Source organism: Thermus caldilimi, from assembly GCF_004684245.1.
In the GTDB taxonomy this organism is placed as follows: Bacteria; Deinococcota; Deinococci; order Deinococcales; family Thermaceae; genus Thermus; species Thermus caldilimi.
On the sequence record NZ_CP038452.1, the window covers coordinates 1,181,505 to 1,198,644 of the forward strand.

Here is a 17,140-nt window from a genome sequence, read left to right on the forward strand (position 1 = left end):
TCACCGCAAAGGCGCTACCATAGGACCAGGGAGGTAGACCTTGCCGCAGCGGATCAACCCCTTCACCCTGGTTTTCTTGCTCCTTCTAGGCTATCTGGCCTATACCGCCTTCACGGGCCCCCCAGCTCCAACCCTTCCCTACACGGAGTTCCGCACCCTGGTGCGCCAAGGCAAAGTGGCGGAGGTTACCCTGGAGGAAACCCGCATCCTGGGCACCTTGAAGGAACCCGAGCGCTTCCCCACCCCCCAGGGAGGAAGCCAGGTGGCCAGGCGCTTCGCCGTGCCCTTGCCCCCGACCCAGGTGACCGACCCCGAGCTTCTCCGCTTTCTGGAGGAAAACGGGGTGAGGATCGTCACCAAACCTCCCTCCTTGTGGCCCCAGTTCCTCCTCTACCTGGGACCCACCCTCCTCCTCATCGTCTTCTTCTGGTTCTTCTTCATGCGGGCCCAGGGTGGGGCCGGGCAGGTGATGCAGTTCGGACAGAGCCGGGCCAAGCTTTACGGGAAGGAAAAGCAGGTCAACACCACCTTCAAGGACGTGGCCGGCCACGAAGAGGCCAAGCGGGAACTCATGGAGGTGGTGGACTTCCTCAAGAACCCCAAGAAGTACCTGGAGCTGGGCGCAGAAATCCCCAAAGGAGTTCTCCTGGTGGGCCCTCCCGGAACCGGCAAGACCCTTCTGGCCCGGGCTGTGGCGGGGGAAGCAGGCGTACCCTTCTTCTCCGTCTCCGCCAGCGAGTTCATGGAGATGTTCGTGGGCGTGGGGGCAAGCCGGGTGCGAAGCCTCTTCGAGGACGCCCGAAGGAACGCTCCCAGCATCATCTTCATCGACGAGCTGGACTCCATCGGCCGCAAACGGGGGGCAGGCATCGGGGGCGGCCATGACGAGCGAGAGCAGACCCTGAACCAGATCCTTTCCGAGATGGACGGCTTTGAAAAGGACACCTCGGTAATTGTTCTGGCCGCCACCAACCGCCCGGACATCCTGGACCCCGCCCTGCTGCGCCCCGGGCGCTTTGACCGCCAGGTGGTGGTGGGCCTTCCCACCCTGGAAGAGCGCCGGGATATCCTCCTGGTGCACATGCGGGGTAAACCCATCGCCGAGGAAGTGGATGCCCTAGAGCTGGCCCACCTCACCCCGGGCTTCTCCGGAGCCGACCTGAAGAACCTGGTCAACGAAGCAGCCCTGCTGGCGGCCCGGGATGGTGCCAAGAAAATCCGCAAGGAGCACTTCCTGAAGGCCCTGGACAAGATCGTCCTGGGCCTCGAGCGGCCTGCCCTTAAGCTTTCCGAGGAGGAGAAGAGGGCCGTGGCTTACCACGAGGCCGGGCATGCGGTGGTGGGCGAGGTTCTGCCCCACGCGGACAAAACCGAGAAGGTCTCCATCGTCCCCCGGGGCATGGCCTTGGGTGCCCGCTGGAGCAAACCGGAGGAAAGGGTTTTGGTTTCCAAGGACCACCTCATGGACGAACTGGCCGTCCTCATGGCAGGCCGGGTGGCGGAGGAACTCTTCACCGGCACCGTGACCACCGGGGCCCAGGACGACTTCAAACGGGCGACCCAGATCGCCAAACGCATGGTCCTGGACTGGGGTATGGGGGAGCACTTCCGGAACATCGCCTGGGGTTCGGACTCCGGCCCCATCTTCCTGGGTGAGGAGATCGCCAAGAAGAAAGACCACTCCGAGGAAACCGCCCGCCTCATCGACCAGGACATCCGCAAGGTCCTGGACGAAGCCTACGCCAAGGCCCGCCAGGTCCTCATGGAGCACGCCCCCGCCATGCACAAGATCGCCGAGGAACTCCTTAGGGAGGAAACCATCCCCGGGGAGCGGGTGCGGGCCATCCTCAAGGAAACCCAGGCGGTGCAAAGGGCCTCGGAGGAAAGCGCCTAGCAAAGACCGGCAAGAGCCTTTTCAGCCTCCAAGAGAAGGGCCTGTTTCCTTTCCTCCCCCCAGCCCAGGAGAGGGGCCATGAGGTCCCCCACCCGGGGCAGGGCTTCCTCCGCCCGCTTCCGGTCCAGTAGGGCCAGGCCCATCCTGCGGGCCAGCACGTCCAGGGGCTTTTGGGCAAGTTCCTCCCTCACCGCCCACACCACCTCCCCCTCCAGGTAGGGAAGCCCGGGGAGAAGGGGCCTATCCCCCAGGGCGGCCACCTGGAGGGCCAGGGTGCCGTAGTGGGCGTAGAGGTGTTCGGCCACCCCCTCCGGCAGGGGCAGGGGAGGCCTGGGCCCTGCCCCCAGGAGGGGGGTGCGGTGGCTCTCCGAGGGGGGAAGGGGCAGGGAGAGGTCTTTTGCCAGGCGCTCCAGGAGGTCCAGGGCCATGAGGCGGAAGGTGGTCCACTTGCCCCCGGTGAGGGTGTAAAGGCCCTGTTCCTCCAGGATGAGGTGGTCCCGCACCAAAAGCCTCGTCTCCCCCTTCCCCACCAGGGGCCTCAGGCCCGCCCAGGCGGCCAGGACCCGGCCCGAGAGATCCCCCAGGTAGGGCCTTACCTCCTCCAGGAGGTAGGCCACCTCCTCCTCCCGGGGCAGGGGGCAGGCGGTGGCCTCAGCGGGGAGGTCGGTGGTGCCCAGAAGGGCCCGGCCCTGCCAAGGCAGGAGGAAGAGGACCCGGCTGTCCCGGGTCCGGGGCAGGAGGAGGCCCACCCGCAAGGGGTAGTCCAGGACCAAGTGGGTCCCGTTGGAAGGGGTGAGGAGGGGGGGAAGATGGGGGTCGAGGAGGTGGCGCACCCGGTCCGCCTGGGGGCCGGTGGCGTTCACCACCGCCTTGGCGTAGACCTCCACCTCCTTCCCCGTGAGCCGGTCCCGCACCACCGCCCCCCTTACCCTTCCCCCCTTCAGGAGGAAACCCGTGGCCTCGGCGTGGTTCAGGGCCACCGCCCCCCGCCCGATAGCGGAGAGGATGAGGGCCAGGTTCAGGCGGTAGTCGGCGAACTGCCCATCCTGGTAGAGGATGCCCCCCAGGGTGGGGGGAAGGCCGGGGAAGAGGGTCTGCACCTCCTTGGGAGGAGCGTAGCGGCTTGGGGCCAGTCGCCTCCTTCCCGCCAACAGGTCGTAGAGCTTGAGGCCGAGCCCATAGTAGGGGATCTCCAGGGGGCGGAAGAGGGGGGTGAGAAGGGTTAAGGGCCTGGCCAGGTGGGGGGCGAGCTCCATCACCACCCTCCTCTCCTTAAGGGCGTCCCGCACCAGGCGAAGCTGCCTGGGGTCCCGGTGCCGCACCGCCAGCTCCAGGTAGCGCACCCCCCCGTGGAGGAGCTTGGTGGAGCGGCTGCTGGTCCCCGCCCCGAAGTCCCCCGCCTCCACCAAGGCCGCCCTTAGGCCCCTTAAGGTGGCCTCCCACAACACCCCGGCCCCCGTGGCCCCGCCCCCGATCACCAGGAGGTCCAGGGGCTCCTTAAGGCGTTCCCAGAGCTCCTCCCGGCTTGGGGTCATCCCTCCTCCCTCGCCCAGCCCAAAGTCCGCTCCACCGCCCGCCGCCACCCTTGGTGCAGGGCCTGCCGCCGTTCCAGGGACATACGGGGAGGAAAGGAAGCCTCCAGGATCCAGGCCCTCTTCACCCCCTCTAGGTCCAAGGCTCCCGCCCCCACCCCCGCCATCAGGGCCGCCCCCAGGGCGGTGGTCTCCGTGACCCTAGGTCTCAGGACCGGCACCCCCAGGAGGTCCGCCTGGATCTGCAGGAAGAGATGGTTCCCGGCCATCCCCCCGTCCACCCGGAGTTCGGCCAGGGAAACCCCCGCCTCCTCCATGAGGGCCACCACGTCCACTACCTGGAAGGCCACCCCCTCCAGGGCCGCCCGGGCCAGGTGGGCCCTGGTGGTCCCCCGGGTGAGGCCCAGAATGGCCCCCCGGGCGTAGGGGTCCCAGTAGGGGGCCCCCAGGCCGGTGAAGGCCGGGACCAGGTACACGCCCCCACTATCCGCCACCTCCCGGGCCAACGCCTCCACCTCGCCGCTCTCCCGAATGAGCCCCAGACCGTCCCTTAGCCACCCCACCACCGCCCCCGCCATGAAGACGCTCCCCTCCAGGGCGTAGCTGGCTTGGCCCCTTACGCTCCAGGCCACGGTGCTGAGGAGGCCCTTCGGGGAAGGGACGGGCCGCTTTCCCGTGTTCAGGAGCAGAAAGGCCCCAGTCCCGTAGGTGCACTTCCCCTGGCCCGCCGCCAAGGCCGCCTGGCCGAAGAGGGCCGCCTGCTGGTCCCCCAGCACCCCGCGGATGGGGATGGGGGCCCCGAAGAGCTCCGGGAGGGTCGCCCCAAACTCCCCATCCGAGGGGCGCACCTCGGGCAGCATGGCCGGGGGGATCCCCAGAATCCCCAAAAGCTCCTCGTCCCAGGAGAGGGTGTGCAGGTTAAAAAGCAGGGTGCGGCTGGCGTTGGAGGGATCCGTGGCGTGCACCCTTCCCCCAGTGAGGCGGTAGAGGAGCCAGGTGTCCACGGTGCCAAAGAGGGCCTCGCCCCGCTCAGCCTTTTCCTTTAGCCCAGGGACGTTCTCCAGGAGCCAGCGGAGCTTGGTGCCGGAGAAGTAGGGGTCCAAAAGAAGCCCGGTGCGCTCCCGGAAGAGGGGCTCCAAGCCCTGGGCCTTGAGCTCCTGGCAGAGGGAGGCCGTGCGCCTATCCTGCCAGACAATGGCGTCATAGAGAGGCTTCCCCGTGCCCCTTTCAAACACGAGGGTGGTCTCCCGCTGGTTGGTGAGGCCCAGGGCCACCACCTCCCGGGCCTCCACCCCCGCCCTCTGGAGGACCTCCTGGGCCACCCCAAGCTGGCTTTCCCAGATCTCCAGGGGATCGTGCTCCACCCAGCCCGGCCTCGGGTAGAGCTGGCGGAACTCCCTCTGGGCCATGGCCACAGGCCTCCCCTCCAGGCTGAAGAGGAGGGCCCGGCTGCTGGTGGTGCCTTGGTCCAAGGCGAGGAGGTATCTCATAGGACCTCCCGTAAGCTTTGGGCGGTCTCCTCCGGCAGGGCGTCCACCACGAAGGTGCCCGCCCCAAGCTCCGTGCCCGCCAGGAACTTGAGTTTATCCTTGGCCCTTTTAGGGGGATAGAACTCCACGTGGAAGTGAAAGGTGCGCTCCTCCCCCAAGGGGGCGGCGTGGAAGACCATCACGTAGGGGAAGGGCTCCCCGAAAAGGGCGTCGTAGCGGGCCACCACCCGGCCCAGAAGCCGGGCGAAGGCGGCCATCTCCCCTTCGGAAAAGGTCCAGGGCCCCGGGTGGCGCTCCCAAGGGGCCACCCAAACCTCGTAAGGGTAACGGGCGAAGGGGGGCACGAAGGCCAGGAAACCCTCCTCCTCGTCCACCCGGTAGGGCTCCAGGTGGGGGAAAAGCTCCAGGAGCACGGGCCTTTCCCTAAAGGCCTGGCTTTCTCGCTCCAGGATGGGGGGCACGAAGGGGTAGGCGTAGACCTGCCCGTGGGGATGGTGGAGGGTCACCCCCACCGCCTCCCCCCGGTTCTCGAAGGGCATAACGAACCGGATCCCCTCGAGGGCGTAGAGGGCCTGGTACCGCTCCCGCCAAACCCAGGCGAGGAGAAGCCTTTCCTCCTCCGGGAGGGTGGCCAGGCTTCCCGTGTGGCTTGGGGTATAAACCACCACCTCGCACCGGCCCAAGGCCCTCTCCGCAGGAACGGGAAGTCCTTCCGGGGGAGGGGTGGGGCGTGGCACCAGGGAGGGAAACCGATTCTCAAAGACCGCCACCTGAAATTGGGCAAAGGGGATCTCCGTGGGGAAACCCCCTTCCCGGCTGGGGCACAAGGGGCAGTGCTCCTGGGGAGGCAAGAAGGTGCGCTCCTGGCGGTGGGCGGCGTAGACCACCCACTCCCCCCGCAAGGGGTGGTAGCGGAGGTGCGGGCTTGGGGAGATGGACCTCGCCCCCTCCGGTACGGAGGGCTCCTCGGCCACGGGCAAGACCTCTACCTCGAGGGGATGAAGCCGGTAAAGAATCAGCTCTCGCCCGTCCCTCTTGCGATGCACGTGCTTATAAAAGGAAGGCATAGTCCAAAACCTCCTCCCCCACCCGGAAACGGTAGGGGCCAAGGGGCTCCACCTCCTTATCCCGGCTCAGGTAGGCCCAAAGCCTTTCCCTTTCCTCCGGGGAAAGCCAGGAGGGCGGGTCGGAGGTAGCCTTGAAGCCCGTGATCTCCCCCATGGCCTCCTGCAGCCGCATCTCCTCTGGGAACAGCAGGGAGAAACGGCTCCGAAAGAAGGCCACGTCCGGGTCCACCTGGACGTTTTCCCCAAGCCACAAGCGGTGGAGGGTGGTGCGGAGGGCATTCCTTAGCCCCGGGCCCGTGGGGTCCTGTAGCCAGTAGGAGCGGTCCTCGTTGTCCCAGTAGGGGGCCACGTCCGGACCCACCCTGAGGCCATCGGCAAGCCCCAAGGAGGCCAGGACGGGAGCGCCGCAGAAGAGAAGGTAGGCCTCCCCTGCCTCCTCGCGGATCCGCTCCATGGCCTTACGGTACCGCACCTCCCCCTCGGCCCCGGGTAAAGCGGCAGCGTAGAGGAAATCCAGCTTCAGGTAGTCGTACCCCCAGGCCCGCACCTCGCGCACCAAGCCCGCCACATGGTCCAAAACCTCCTCGTTGCCCGAATCCAGGGCGTATAGGGGCTTCCCCCAGTTGAAGCCCGCGGGGATGGGCCTTCCCTCCCCGTCCCGCAGGATCCACTCGGGGTAGGCCCGCACTAGGGGGCTATCCGGCGTCACCAAAAAGGGAGCCAGCCATAACCCCGCCCTGAAGCCCTTTTCCCGGATCCTCTCCGCCAAAAAGGCCATCCCCCGGGGGAAGCGCCCGTTGGGTTCCCAGTCCCCGAGGGCCCGCTGCCAGCCGTCGTCGATCTGGAAGACCTCAAAGGGAAGCCCGGCCACTTCCTCCAGCACCTCGAGGAGCAAGGCCTCGTGGATCCGGTTGTAGAAGCTATACCAGGAGCACCACAGCCTGGGGGGTCCTTTAGAAAGCCGCCTGGGAAGGAGGCGGGCGTAGGCGGCGAAGACCTCCGCCTCTGGACCGTAGGCCAAAAACCAGCGCCCCTCCCCAGAGGCGTACCGGCCCAAGAGGAGGTCGTCCCGGCCCAAAACCCTGGCCCCCAGGTCCAGGGTCCCCAGGAGGAGGACCTCCCCCCCGGGAAAGCGCAGGGCCCCCAGGCCGCTCCCCCACCAGGCCCCCGCCTCTAGGAGGAAGGGGTCGTCAGCCTGAGGCCTACGGGCCTCGGGGAAAAGGGGCTTCGGGGGAAAGTTTAGGTCCACCCAGGTGGTGAGGCTCCAGCTCTGCCAGCCGTGGCGGAAGAAGCGCTCCGAGACAAAGGGAGCAAAGACCCGCACCTCCCGGCCCCTCAGGAGGTAACCCCCGGGAACAGGCCCAAAGACCTCCCCCAGGACCGGCACCTCGAGGCGGCTTTCCCGAAGAGGATCCGAGAACTCCAGCCGCATGCCCCACATCCCCCCTAGGAGCTTCCTGCCCCCGGCATTTTACCCTTCGCTCCGTAAGGGAAGCGAAAGGCTAAGGCTAGGGCCAAAAGCGTAGCCAAAAAGGGTGGACCCGCCATAAGGAAGCGGAAGGCAGCCTCGGGGCGTGGGCCCGGCACCTCCCCGCTCACGTAGCCGAAGAGGGGGGTGAGGAGGGCAAAGGAAAGAGCCTGCAGGGGTCCGGAAAGGCGGTTGATGAAGCCGTACACGCTATACGGAAAAGACCAAGCGGGCCAAGGCAAAGGCGCCGGCGGCCAGGCCCAGGTGGTCCAGGTAGTAAAAGGCCAGGTAGGTGCCGAAGGTCTGGCCCGGCAGGGTCAGGCCCAAAGCCCCCAGGGCATAGGCGATAGGGGCCGGGATCACCAGGCCACCCCCAGGGGCAGGATAGGCTCCAGGTACTCCACCTCGAGGACATGTCGGGACCAAAGCCTTTCTCCCTCGTAGGCTTCCCCCACCAGGCGGTAGGTACCAGGGGGAAGCCGCCTCAAGGCCTCCTGGAGGGGAAGGTAACGGGCCTGGGCCTCGAGGGAGCTTTCCCAAAGCTCTCCCAGGCTGAAAAACCGCCGGGCCTCCCCTGGGGCCAGGGCCACCTCCTCCTCAACAAGGGGAAGGCCACCCGGGCCCTCCAACCAAAGGCGCACCCTAAGCCTCAGGGGCCGGTCCAGGTCGCTTATGAGCCAGGCCTCCTGCAGGGGAGGCCCTCCCACCTCCATCCTTTCCCGGTAGGGAACCAAGGAGAGGAGAACCGGGCTGCTGGCCTCCTTCAGGGCGTAGTAGCCCTTCTTGGGCACCCGCTCCACGTCCACCACCGCCCAGGTGATCCCCTCCCAGGGCTCCACGAACATGAACTGAAAGTAGCCCACCACCCGCCCCTTGCCCCGCCGGTAGGCGTGGATGGCGAACTCCAAAAGCCTTGCCTGGTAGGCCTGGGAGTTCTCCACAAACTCCTCCAGGGACCCCCCCACCTCCACCCCCGCCACCCGGAAGGTCTCGTGGGGCTGGAAGTTATGGTAGGCGTAGACCTCCCACCTGGGGGGCCAGGCCGCCTCCCCCAGGACCCGGCGCAAGAGCTCCGCCCGGGGCAGAGCCTGGGCCCCGAACTCGGAAGGAAGGGGGGCCCCGGGGAGGGCCAGGAAGTCCCGCAGGTGCCCCCAGTACCACCCAGGGTAGGGGTGCTCGCGGAAATCCGAGGCCTCCTTCACCGGGCGGGTGGGGTCTTCGGCCCTGAGGGCAGCGGCCAAGAGAGGGCCTAAGGTATGGCGGTTGTGGGTGGGCTCGTTCTGGGCGCACCAGAGGTAAAGGGAGGGATGGGCCCCCAGCACCTCCACCATGGCCCTTGCCTGGCGCAAGGCCTCCTGGGCAAAGGCCTCGTCGGGGGCGTACCCCCACTGCAAGGGGAAGTCCTGCCAGACCAGGATCCCCTCCTGGTTGCAGGCCTGATAGAAAGCTGGGTGGGTCACGTGAGCGTGGACCCGCACCGCGTTCAGATTGGCCTCCTTGAGGAGGGCCACGTCCTTCCGGGCCAGGGCCTCGCCGTAGCCGGCAAGCCACTGGGTGGGGATGATGTTGGTCCCCCTCAGGAAAAGCCTCTTGCCGTTTAGAAGAAGCCACCCTTCCCCGTCCAGCTCCACGGTGCGGAAGCCAAGAGGAGCCCTTAGGCTTGCCCCCAGAAGCTCCGCCTCCAGGCGGAAGAGATGGGGGAACCCCCGTTCCCACACCTCCCACAGGGGCATCCCGGGCAGGTCCCAGACCACCTCCTGCCAGCCCCGTCCCCCTTCCCCCTCCAGGACCAGCCTCCGCTCCAGGGCCTCCCCAGAGAAGTTCTCGGGGAGGATCCTGAGGGCCACCTCCTCGCGGAAGGACCTGGGGGCATCCACCAGAAGGCGCACCCATAGCCGCCACCCCCCGGGCCGGGGAAGGAGGCGGTGGGTGAGGGCGAGAAGAGCCACCTCCTCCCGCATCCAGACCTCCACCCCGCCCCACAGGCCCCCCGTTCCCCGCTCCTGGCCCCGTTCCGTGGTCCCCCCGGGGCGGCAGTCGTGCTGCCCAAAGACCCCCTTGATCTGACGCTTGAACCGGGGCCAGACCCCCAGGGGCTCCTTGGGGGCGGAAACCCTAAGGAGAAGCTCCCGCCCAGGGGGAAGCTCCAGAAGCCAGGGGAAGAAGTACCCCTCGTGCCGTCCCAGACAGGTGCCATCCAGCCAGGCCTCCTGGTAATAGTCCCCCAAGGAGCGGAGGAAGCGCCTAGGCCCTCCCTCGGGAAGGGAGAAGCGGTACCAGCCCACCTCCGCCTCCAGGCCCTCCAGGCGTGCGCCCTCCGGCCCCACGGACTCACCCAGGCTCCACTGGTGGGGAAGGGCCACCTCCCGCCAGCCCTCCTGGGGTAGTTCCGCCGGGGTCCTCGCTTCATGGGCCAAAAACCAAGCTCTTTCCCACCTCATCCCTCCACCTCCAACAGGGCCTCCCGGAAAGGAGGCAGGAAAACCCGCCCTCCCTGGGACGGGTAGACCTTCCCCTCCACCCGGGCCCCCCAAAGCCTTCTCCCCCAAAACCGGATGCTCACTCCCTCCCAGGGCCAGGGGTACCCCCCCTCCCATTCCCAAAGGAGGCGGTAGCCCCCCTCCGCTGGAAGTAGGCGGAACCGATCCAGCCGATAAGGCCCCTCCCCGTCCCCCTCATCCCAATACAGGCGGCCTTCCGCACCGCCTTCCCCCGGGTAAAGGTGCAGGGCAAGGCCCCCTTCCTCCAAGAGGGGCAGGATGGACCCGGCCCGCACCAAAAGGGGAATCCGCTTTAGGGGAGCCGGAAGCTGCACCCGGGCGGGGCCCTCCAGGACTCCATCCTCCTCCCAGGGGTACCACCCGCCCTTGGGCAAGGGCACCTCCTTAGCCCTGGCCCCTTCCTCCAGAACCGGGGCCACCAGGAGGTCCCTTCCCAACAAGAAGGCCTCCTCGAGGTCTGCCCCACCGGGCTGGCCCCCTTGCAGGAAAAGGGGCCAAAGGAGGGGAAGCCCCTCCCGGCCCGCCCGATAGGCCAAGGTGTAGAGGTAAGGAAGAAGTCTTTCCCTAAGCTTCATAGCCCAGCGCACCCCCTCCAAGACCTCCTCCCCAAAGCGCCAGGGCTCCCGGCGCCTGGTCCAGCGGGCGGAGTGGAGGCGGAAGAAGGGGGTGAAGGCGGCAAGTTGGAACCACCGCACATAGAGCTCGGGGGAGGGGTTTCCGCTAAAACCCCCGATGTCCGAGCCCACGAAGTACACCCCGGAAAGGGAAAGCCCCAGGAGAGCCCGCAAGGTGGTCCTCAGGCCCTCCCAGGTGCTCTCCACATCCCCAGTCCAAGCCCAGGCGTAGCGCTGCACCCCGGCAAACCCCGCCCGGGTGAGGAGGAAAGGCCGGCGAAGGGGGGCATGTTCCCGGAATCCCTCAAAGCTGGCCCGGGTCATGAGGAGGCCGTAGAGGTTGTGGGCCAGGGTGTGATCCCCCCCTTGGCCCTCGAGGGTATGGCGGACACTTCGGGGAAAGGTGGGCTCCCCCCAGGCGGCGAAGAGAGCAGGCTCGTTCATGTCTAGCCAGAAGCCGGAAACCTCCGTGTCCAAGAATCCCTTAAGCCTCTCCCCCCACCAGGCCCGGCTCCTGGGGTCGGTGAAGTCGGGGAAAGCAGCAAGGCCAGGCCAGACGGGGCCCAGGAAAACCTCCCCCGAGGGCAAACGGCAGAACACCCCCTCCCTTAGGCCCTCCTCGTAAGGGGAAAATCCCTTTTCTCCCTTGATCCCAGGATCCAGGATGGGCACCGTGTGCACTCCCCTTTCCCGGAAGGTCCGCACCATGCCCCCTAGGTCGGGAAAGCGCTTTTCATCCAGGGTGAACACCCTGTATCCCCGCATGTAATCGATGTCCAGGTGGACCGCCTTCAGGGAAAGGTCCCGCTTCAGGAAACCCTCCACCACCTCCTCCACCTCCTTCTGGGTCTTAAGCCCCCAACGGGCATAGTGGAAGCCCAGGGCCCAGCGGGGCGGCAAGGGCGGAAGGCCGGTGAGGCGCACATAACGGGCCAGGGCTTCCTCCAGGGGCCCGGGGATCAGGTAGTAGCGGAAGGTTCCGCCAAGAAAGCCCACCAGGGCCTCACCTTCCCGCAGGTCGGCAAAGCCATCCGCAGGGTTCTCGTAAAAAGCCAGGTATCCTCCCTCGGGCTTTAAGGAAAGCCAAAGGGGCACCGAAAGGTAGAGGGGATCCTCCCCAGGGCCGTAGCTTCCCCCAGGGTCTTGGTTCCAGAAACGGAAGACCCCACCCCGGCGGTCCAAGGGGTAGGCCCTTTCCCCAAGGCCAAAGACCCTCTCTTCCGGGGCCAGGTGCACCCGGTGCCGCCAGGCCCTCCCCGAGCGCTCGGGGTAGGCCTCCTGCCTGAGAAGCCTTCCCGCCCCATGCCACAGGGTCAACCCTTCCTCCCCCACCGCCAGGGCCAGACGGGGGGTTCTAAGGAGGCAGCCTCCCTCCTGGCGCTCGGGCTCAAAGGGGGAGGCTTCCCCCGCCTCCGCCAGGGCGTAAGGAGGCACCGCCTCGCCGGGAAACCAGGTGAGGCGGAGGAGGTCCTCCCCCAGGAAGACCGCTTCCAGTTCCACCTCCTGGAAACGCACCCTCACCCCGCCGGGAATGGCCTTTAGTCCCATGGGCTTCCCCACCCCTTGCCATGGGAGGAAGGAGGCCTTGGGCTCCCACCGATCCCGCTTCCTGGCGTACTGGATGGCCAAAAGGAGAACCCCAGGGCCCAGAAGGGCCACCATTTCCACCGCATTCCAAAGTTTCTTCAGCAAGCCCTTTCGCGGTGCACCCATAACCTACTCCCAAAGCACCCGCCTGGCCTCGCACCCCTCCAGGAAAGCCCACACCCTCTCCGGGAGCACCTTGGGCCTGCGCCAGAAGTCCAAAAGTCCGTTTTCCTCCTGAAAGGTGTCGTAGAGCTGGGTGTAGCAAAACCCGCTCAGGAGGCTTTCGCAGGCCGCCTCCAGATAACGGAGCACCCCCTGCAAGAAGGCCTCCTCCCCCTCCACCTCCCGGTACCCCCAGCCCGGGGTGGAGCCCTTGAGCCCTATACCCCCGAACTCGGAGAGGAAGGGACGCATCCCTTCAGGAAGAGCATCCCAGGAAAGGGGCCGGCCCATGGGGGCCAGGGGAAAGGGCTGCTGGCGGTAGCGGCGGGCAAGGACCTCGGGGGGAGCGTAGTCGTGCACGGTGTAGAGGTCCCAAAAGAGACCATGCTCAAAGCCGTCGTTGTCCACCAAGAGAGGCATGGGGTCCAGGGAGCAGGCCAGGAAAAACACTCCCTGGAGGAAGGAGCAAGCCTCAGGCCCCCAAGGCCAAAGGCCCCAGCTCTCGTTGAAAAGGACCCAGGCCACCACGCTGGGGTGGTTGTGGTCCCGCTCCAAGGCCGCCACCAGCTCGGCCAGGTAGCGCCGGGCAGCCCTGGGAGAGAAGTGGAAGAAACTTGGTATCTCAGCGAAGACCAGTATCCCAAGCCGGTCCGCCAGGTGGAGGTAGCGGGGGTCCTCCAGCTTCTGGTGCTTGCGCACCCCGTTAAAGCCTAGGGCCTTGGCCAAGAGGATGTCCTGCCTGAAGGCCTCGAGGCCCGGCGGGGCTAAGTGCCCCTCCGGCCAAAGCCCCTGGTCCAGGGCCAGCTTGGGGAAGTAGGGCTCCCTGTTGAGGAAGAAGACCCCTTGCCAGGCGGAAACTTCCCTTAAGCCCCCGTAGGAGTAGACCTCGTCCAGAACCCGCCTTCCCCCAAGGAGGCGGAGGCACAAGGGGAAAAGCACCAGATTCTCCGGGCGCCGGAGGAAAGCCCCGGCCTCTCCCTCTAGGGGAAGCCCCAAAAACCCCCGGGCAAGCCCGCCCACAAGGGGAAAACGGGCTTCCAGCCAAGGCGTTTCCTCAAAGGGAACCTCCCCCCGCACCCACGGGAAAAGGGCCACCTCCACCGCATCCCCTTTCCCCACAGCCTGGACCTCCAGGTGGAAGCCCAGGGCCTCGAGGTCCGGGCGGAGGCGAAGGGAGGCGATATGGCTTTCCGGAATCCATTCCAGCCAAACCGGCTGCCAGATCCCCGTGGTCCTCGGGTAGAAGATGGCCTCGGGCTCCCCCAGGGCTTGCTTGCCCCTAGACTTTTCCGGATCCGAGGGGTCGTCCTCCGCCCGCACCAGGACCTCTAAGGGCCCCCCCAGGAAGGAGGTGAGCTCTAGGCCGAAGGGGGTATGCCCCCCTTCGTGTTCCAGGACCCGGGCCCCATTCAGAAAGACCTCCGCCCGGTAGTCCACCGCCCCAAAGCGCAGGAAAAGCCGAAGACCAGGCCTAGGCTTTACCCTTAGGACCTTCTGGTACCAAGCCATCTGCACCCAGGGCTCGCCCACGCCGCTACCCGGGGACTCGGGAGGAAAGGGTACCCGGATGGTACGGTCGAAGCGCACCTTCTTGGGGTCCTCGGCCTCGTTCAAGGAGAAGTTCCACGGGCCCTCGAGGCTCTTCCAACCCGGACGCTGGAGGGTGGGCCTGGGATGGTTGGGGTCCAGCTTCATAGGGTCCTACTCCTTGATCTCATGGGGGAAAAGGGCCGCGAGGAAGTAGGCCAGCAGGATGGCCACCCCCGGGATCACCGCCAGCAGGAAGCGGAAGGCCAAGCCCGGGTTCGGCCCGGGGTTTTCCCCGCTTACGTATCCGAAAAGAGGTCCAAGAAGGGCGAAGGAAAGCCCCACCAAGGCCCCCGAGGCCCGGCCAAAAAGTCCCACCAGGCTGTAGTAGGCTCCTTCCCGCCGGGTGCCCGTCCTCTCGGCGTCCAGGTCAATGACCTTGGCCATGACCACCTCCCCCGTGACCCGCACCCCAGCAAACCCTACCCCCACCAAGGCTCCCACCAGGATGGCGGGAAGAAGGCTTTGGGGAAGGAAAAGGAGCAAAGCCGCCACGCCCATGAGGAGGTGGGCGAGCCGCCAGGCCCTTTTGCCCCCCAGGGTCCTTGCCAGCCGGCCCCAGAGGAAGACCGAGGGCAGGGCCACCAAGAAGACGGCGGCGAAGAGGAAGGTGGTGGCCCCTTCCAGCAGGCCCAGGCTGTGCTTGGCGTAAAAGGCCATCCCCGTCTGGATCACCGTGCGCCCGAACTCAAAGAGAAGCCCTACCAAAGCCGCCACCCAGAAGGCCCGGTTGGCCAGGGCCAGCCAGAAGGACTCCCTTAGCCCCAGGCTACTTTCCGCCCTGGGATCCTCCTGGATGCCCGGGAAAAACCACAAGAAGGCCATAAGAGCAAGCCCAGCGAAGAGGAGGGCCATGCCCAGAAACCCCACCTGGGCGTAGACCAAGGGGGCCACGGCAATCCCCAGAATGAGGCCAAACAGCTCCGTACCCCGCTTCAAGGCCGCGGCTCCCGCCCTCTCGCCAAGGCCCCGGAACATCTCCGGGAAGAGGGCCCCGTAGTTGGTCCAGACCACGGTGGCCATGGTTTCATAAAGGAAAATGCCCGCGGCAAAGTAGTAGGGCAGGACCTGAGGGGAGCGAGCCCAGTCCGGCACCCAGAAGACCAGGAGGTAGAAGAGGAGGAAGAGGGGAACGCCCACAAGAAGCCAGGGCCGCCTGCGGCCCAGCCGGGTCTTGGTGCGGTCGGAGAGGTGGCCGAATAGGGGGTCATTGATGGCGTCCCAGAAGGCATACACCGTGCGAGCCAGGGCGTAGAAGGCGGCGGAAAGGCCAAGCTTCTCCAGATAGAAGAAGGCCAGATAGGTGCCGAAGCTTTCGGAAACCAGGGTGAGCCCCAGCTGCCCTGAGGCATAGCGCCACCCTTTCACGGCTCCCCCCAAAGGACCTCCCGCACGGCCCGCCAGGTGAGGGGGTAGAACTCGGCAAGCACCCGCCGCACCTCCGGGTGGGCAAGGGCAAAGTAATCCGCCTCCCGCGTCCGCCAGTCGGGAAGGGCGCGGCCCTCAGGGGTGGGGAGGGCGCTGTGGTGGACCAGGTAGTAGAGGCCTGGGGGAAGCTTGGCCAAGTCCAGGTAGAAGCCAAGCCGCTCCTCCGGGGGAAGGCCATAGGGGTCCAGGAAGTGCACCCTGGGGAAGGGCACCTGAGCCATGAGCCTTTCCAGTTCGGGCAAAAATACAGGCGGGACCCCCAGGCCCTCGAGGCTCTCCGGGATCAAGGGCACCAGGCGGTATTCCTCGGCTAGGCGCACGTAGATCTCCGCCAGGTCGGGGCGGAGGACCGCCCCCTGGTGGGTGTCCAGGTGCGTGGGGGAGAAAAGCCTTTTTGCCGCCTCAATCTGGGCCTTTAGCTCCCGCTCCACCTCCTCGAGGCGGGCATTTTGCCAAAGAACCTCCAGGGAGGCTGGGAGATACCCCGCCTCATCCCGAAGGCTTTCCCCGGGTGTGAGGGGCCGCATCCTGGGGGCAGGCCACTCGCTGGTGAGCACCAGGTGCACCCCGAGATCCTCCCCCCTGACCCCGCTGGCCCAGGCCCCCGGCACCATCACGCTCCCCGTGGGAAATCCCAGGGCCTGGTAGGCTCCGTTTTGCGCATGGGTCAGGCCCAGGTCATCGTGATGCAGGAGGAGGACCCGCCGCCCAAGAAGCCCAAGCCGCTCCAGAAGGTCCATAAAACCCCCTTTCCCTTCGGATTCCATCCTAGCGCACCCCCAAGGAAAAAAGCAAAAAGGGGCTTGGCCAAGCCCCTCGAGGGGTTCAGCCCCTTACTCCAGAGCCAGCTCCACCAACTGCCTTAAAAGCTCAGGGTAAGGTAGACCCCCGGCAGCAAAAAGCCTGGGGTACATGCTGGTGGGGGTGAAGCCGGGAATGGTGTTGATCTCGTTGAGATAGACCTCCCCTTCCGCCAGGAAGAAGTCCACCCGGGCCATGCCCCGGATACCCAAAAGCCTGTAGGCTTTCAAGGCCAGCTCCTGCACGGTTTCCTGGGTACCGGGGTCCAGGGGTGCAGGGATCAAAAGCTCCGCCCGGCCCGGGGTGTACTTGGTTTCGTAGTCGTAGAAGGCCGCCTGGTAGCGCACCTCCCCCACGGGGCTCGCCTCGCCAAAGATGTTCCCCAGGATACCCACCTCCAGCTCCCGCACCCCCGAAAGCGCCTGCTCCACCACCGCCTTCTGGTCGTGGCCAAAAGCCTCGGCCAAGGCCTCCTCCAGCTCGGCGTAATGCTCCACCCGGCGGATGCCGATGCTGGAACCCGTGTTGGCGGGCTTCACAAAGAAGGGCGGGTCAAAGGGGATAAAGGGGCGCTCCCCCGGATAAAGGGCCACCCAGGGGACCACGGGAATCCCTGCCTGGGCCAGAACCCTTTTGCTTAAGTCCTTATCCATGCAAAGGGCGCTGGCCGCCACCCCCGCCCCCACGTAGGGCTTACCCAGGATTTCCAAGAACCCCTGGATGGTGCCGTCCTCCCCCACCTTCCGTGAAGCAGGGGGAAGAACACGTCATACCGGCTCCATTCCAAAGGAGGTGGAAAAGCGTGCCGGCCAATAGGGGCCACCTTGGCCCTAAGAGCGGCAAAAGCCTCCTCCCCAAGGAGCCATCTGCCGTCCTTGGCGATCACGGCGAGCTCGGTGGGAAAAGGTATGTGCTCCAAAACCCCTTGGGCGGAAACCAGGGAAACCTCATGTTCAGGGCTTCTCCCCCCGGCCATGAGGAGGACCTTAGGCGCGGCCATGTCTAAAGC

At 66.4% G+C, this 17,140-nt stretch carries 12 protein-coding genes and 1 pseudogene; 1 reads left to right on the forward strand and 12 read right to left on the reverse strand.

Translation table 11 applies throughout. The annotated features are described in order from the left end of the window. Positions 1 to 40 precede the first annotated feature (40 nt). Entirely contained in the window at positions 41 to 1,894 is a 1,854-nt protein-coding gene (gene ftsH, locus EBI04_RS05985; protein WP_135256707.1) for an ATP-dependent zinc metalloprotease FtsH, read from the forward strand. Here the strand turns inward: ftsH and EBI04_RS05990 are convergent. The 12 genes and pseudogenes from EBI04_RS05990 to ddl form a co-directional block, all read right to left on the reverse strand. Beyond that, on the reverse strand, positions 1,891 to 3,429 hold the full coding sequence (locus EBI04_RS05990) for an FAD-dependent oxidoreductase (protein ID WP_135256708.1): 1,539 nt from the start codon (positions 3,427 to 3,429) through the stop codon (positions 1,891 to 1,893). The genes ftsH and EBI04_RS05990 overlap by 4 nt on opposite strands. Continuing rightward, the gene (gene glpK, locus EBI04_RS05995) at positions 3,426 to 4,916 is read right to left on the reverse strand and encodes a glycerol kinase GlpK (RefSeq protein ID WP_135256709.1); all 1,491 of its coding nucleotides are present in this window, start codon (positions 4,914 to 4,916) and stop codon (positions 3,426 to 3,428) included. The genes EBI04_RS05990 and glpK overlap by 4 nt, the downstream gene beginning before the upstream one ends. Next, positions 4,913 to 5,983, reverse strand: coding sequence for a galactose-1-phosphate uridylyltransferase (galT, locus tag EBI04_RS06000; RefSeq protein WP_135256710.1), 1,071 nt, complete (start codon positions 5,981 to 5,983; stop codon positions 4,913 to 4,915). The genes glpK and galT overlap by 4 nt, the downstream gene beginning before the upstream one ends. Continuing rightward, a complete protein-coding gene (locus tag EBI04_RS06005; RefSeq protein ID WP_167481897.1) occupies positions 5,967 to 7,415 on the reverse strand; it encodes a glycoside hydrolase family 36 protein in 1,449 nt (482 codons plus the stop codon). Before EBI04_RS06005 ends, galT begins: the two co-directional genes overlap by 17 nt. A 14-nt stretch (positions 7,416 to 7,429) precedes the next feature. Continuing rightward, positions 7,430 to 7,660 (reverse strand): hypothetical protein, encoded by a 231-nt coding sequence (locus tag EBI04_RS06010; protein ID WP_240695396.1) that lies wholly within the window; start codon positions 7,658 to 7,660, stop codon positions 7,430 to 7,432. 1 nt (position 7,661) lies between these two features. After that, positions 7,662 to 7,814, reverse strand: a complete 153-nt coding sequence (locus tag EBI04_RS13480; protein WP_167481898.1) for a hypothetical protein — start codon at positions 7,812 to 7,814, stop codon at positions 7,662 to 7,664. Continuing rightward, positions 7,811 to 9,892 (reverse strand): glycoside hydrolase family 2 TIM barrel-domain containing protein, encoded by a 2,082-nt coding sequence (locus EBI04_RS06015; RefSeq protein ID WP_135256711.1) that lies wholly within the window; start codon positions 9,890 to 9,892, stop codon positions 7,811 to 7,813. Before EBI04_RS06015 ends, EBI04_RS13480 begins: the two co-directional genes overlap by 4 nt. Further along, positions 9,889 to 12,258 carry a glycoside hydrolase family 31 protein gene (locus tag EBI04_RS06020; RefSeq protein ID WP_240695397.1) on the reverse strand — a complete coding sequence of 790 codons (2,370 nt, stop codon included), beginning with the start codon at positions 12,256 to 12,258 and terminating at the stop codon, positions 9,889 to 9,891. Before EBI04_RS06020 ends, EBI04_RS06015 begins: the two co-directional genes overlap by 4 nt. Before the next feature lie 24 nt (positions 12,259 to 12,282). Continuing rightward, complete coding sequence (locus EBI04_RS06025) at positions 12,283 to 14,010, reverse strand: glycoside hydrolase family 2 protein (protein WP_135256712.1); 1,728 nt, start codon at positions 14,008 to 14,010, stop codon at positions 12,283 to 12,285. Positions 14,011 to 14,016: 6 nt separating this feature from the next. Then, entirely contained in the window at positions 14,017 to 15,270 is a 1,254-nt protein-coding gene (locus EBI04_RS06030) for an MFS transporter (RefSeq protein ID WP_135256713.1), read from the reverse strand. Further along, entirely contained in the window at positions 15,267 to 16,070 is an 804-nt protein-coding gene (locus EBI04_RS06035; RefSeq protein ID WP_135256714.1) for a carbohydrate deacetylase, read from the reverse strand. The genes EBI04_RS06030 and EBI04_RS06035 overlap by 4 nt, the downstream gene beginning before the upstream one ends. Before the next feature lie 93 nt (positions 16,071 to 16,163). Beyond that, positions 16,164 to 17,131: pseudogene (gene ddl, locus EBI04_RS06040) on the reverse strand (D-alanine--D-alanine ligase). Positions 17,132 to 17,140 lie beyond the last annotated feature (9 nt).

Coding starts and splice junctions, on each gene's coding strand:
- glpK (WP_135256709.1), bottom strand. CDS start 4,916: ATGAGATACCTCCTCGCCTTGGACCAAGGCACCACCAGCAGCCGGGCC.
- EBI04_RS06035 (WP_135256714.1), bottom strand. CDS start 16,070: ATGGACCTTCTGGAGCGGCTTGGGCTTCTTGGGCGGCGGGTCCTCCTC.
- EBI04_RS06005 (WP_167481897.1), bottom strand. CDS start 7,415: ATGCGGCTGGAGTTCTCGGATCCTCTTCGGGAAAGCCGCCTCGAGGTG.
- EBI04_RS06025 (WP_135256712.1), bottom strand. CDS start 14,010: ATGAAGCTGGACCCCAACCATCCCAGGCCCACCCTCCAGCGTCCGGGT.
- EBI04_RS06015 (WP_135256711.1), bottom strand. CDS start 9,892: ATGAGGTGGGAAAGAGCTTGGTTTTTGGCCCATGAAGCGAGGACCCCG.
- EBI04_RS05990 (WP_135256708.1), bottom strand. CDS start 3,429: ATGACCCCAAGCCGGGAGGAGCTCTGGGAACGCCTTAAGGAGCCCCTG.
- galT (WP_135256710.1), bottom strand. CDS start 5,983: ATGCCTTCCTTTTATAAGCACGTGCATCGCAAGAGGGACGGGCGAGAG.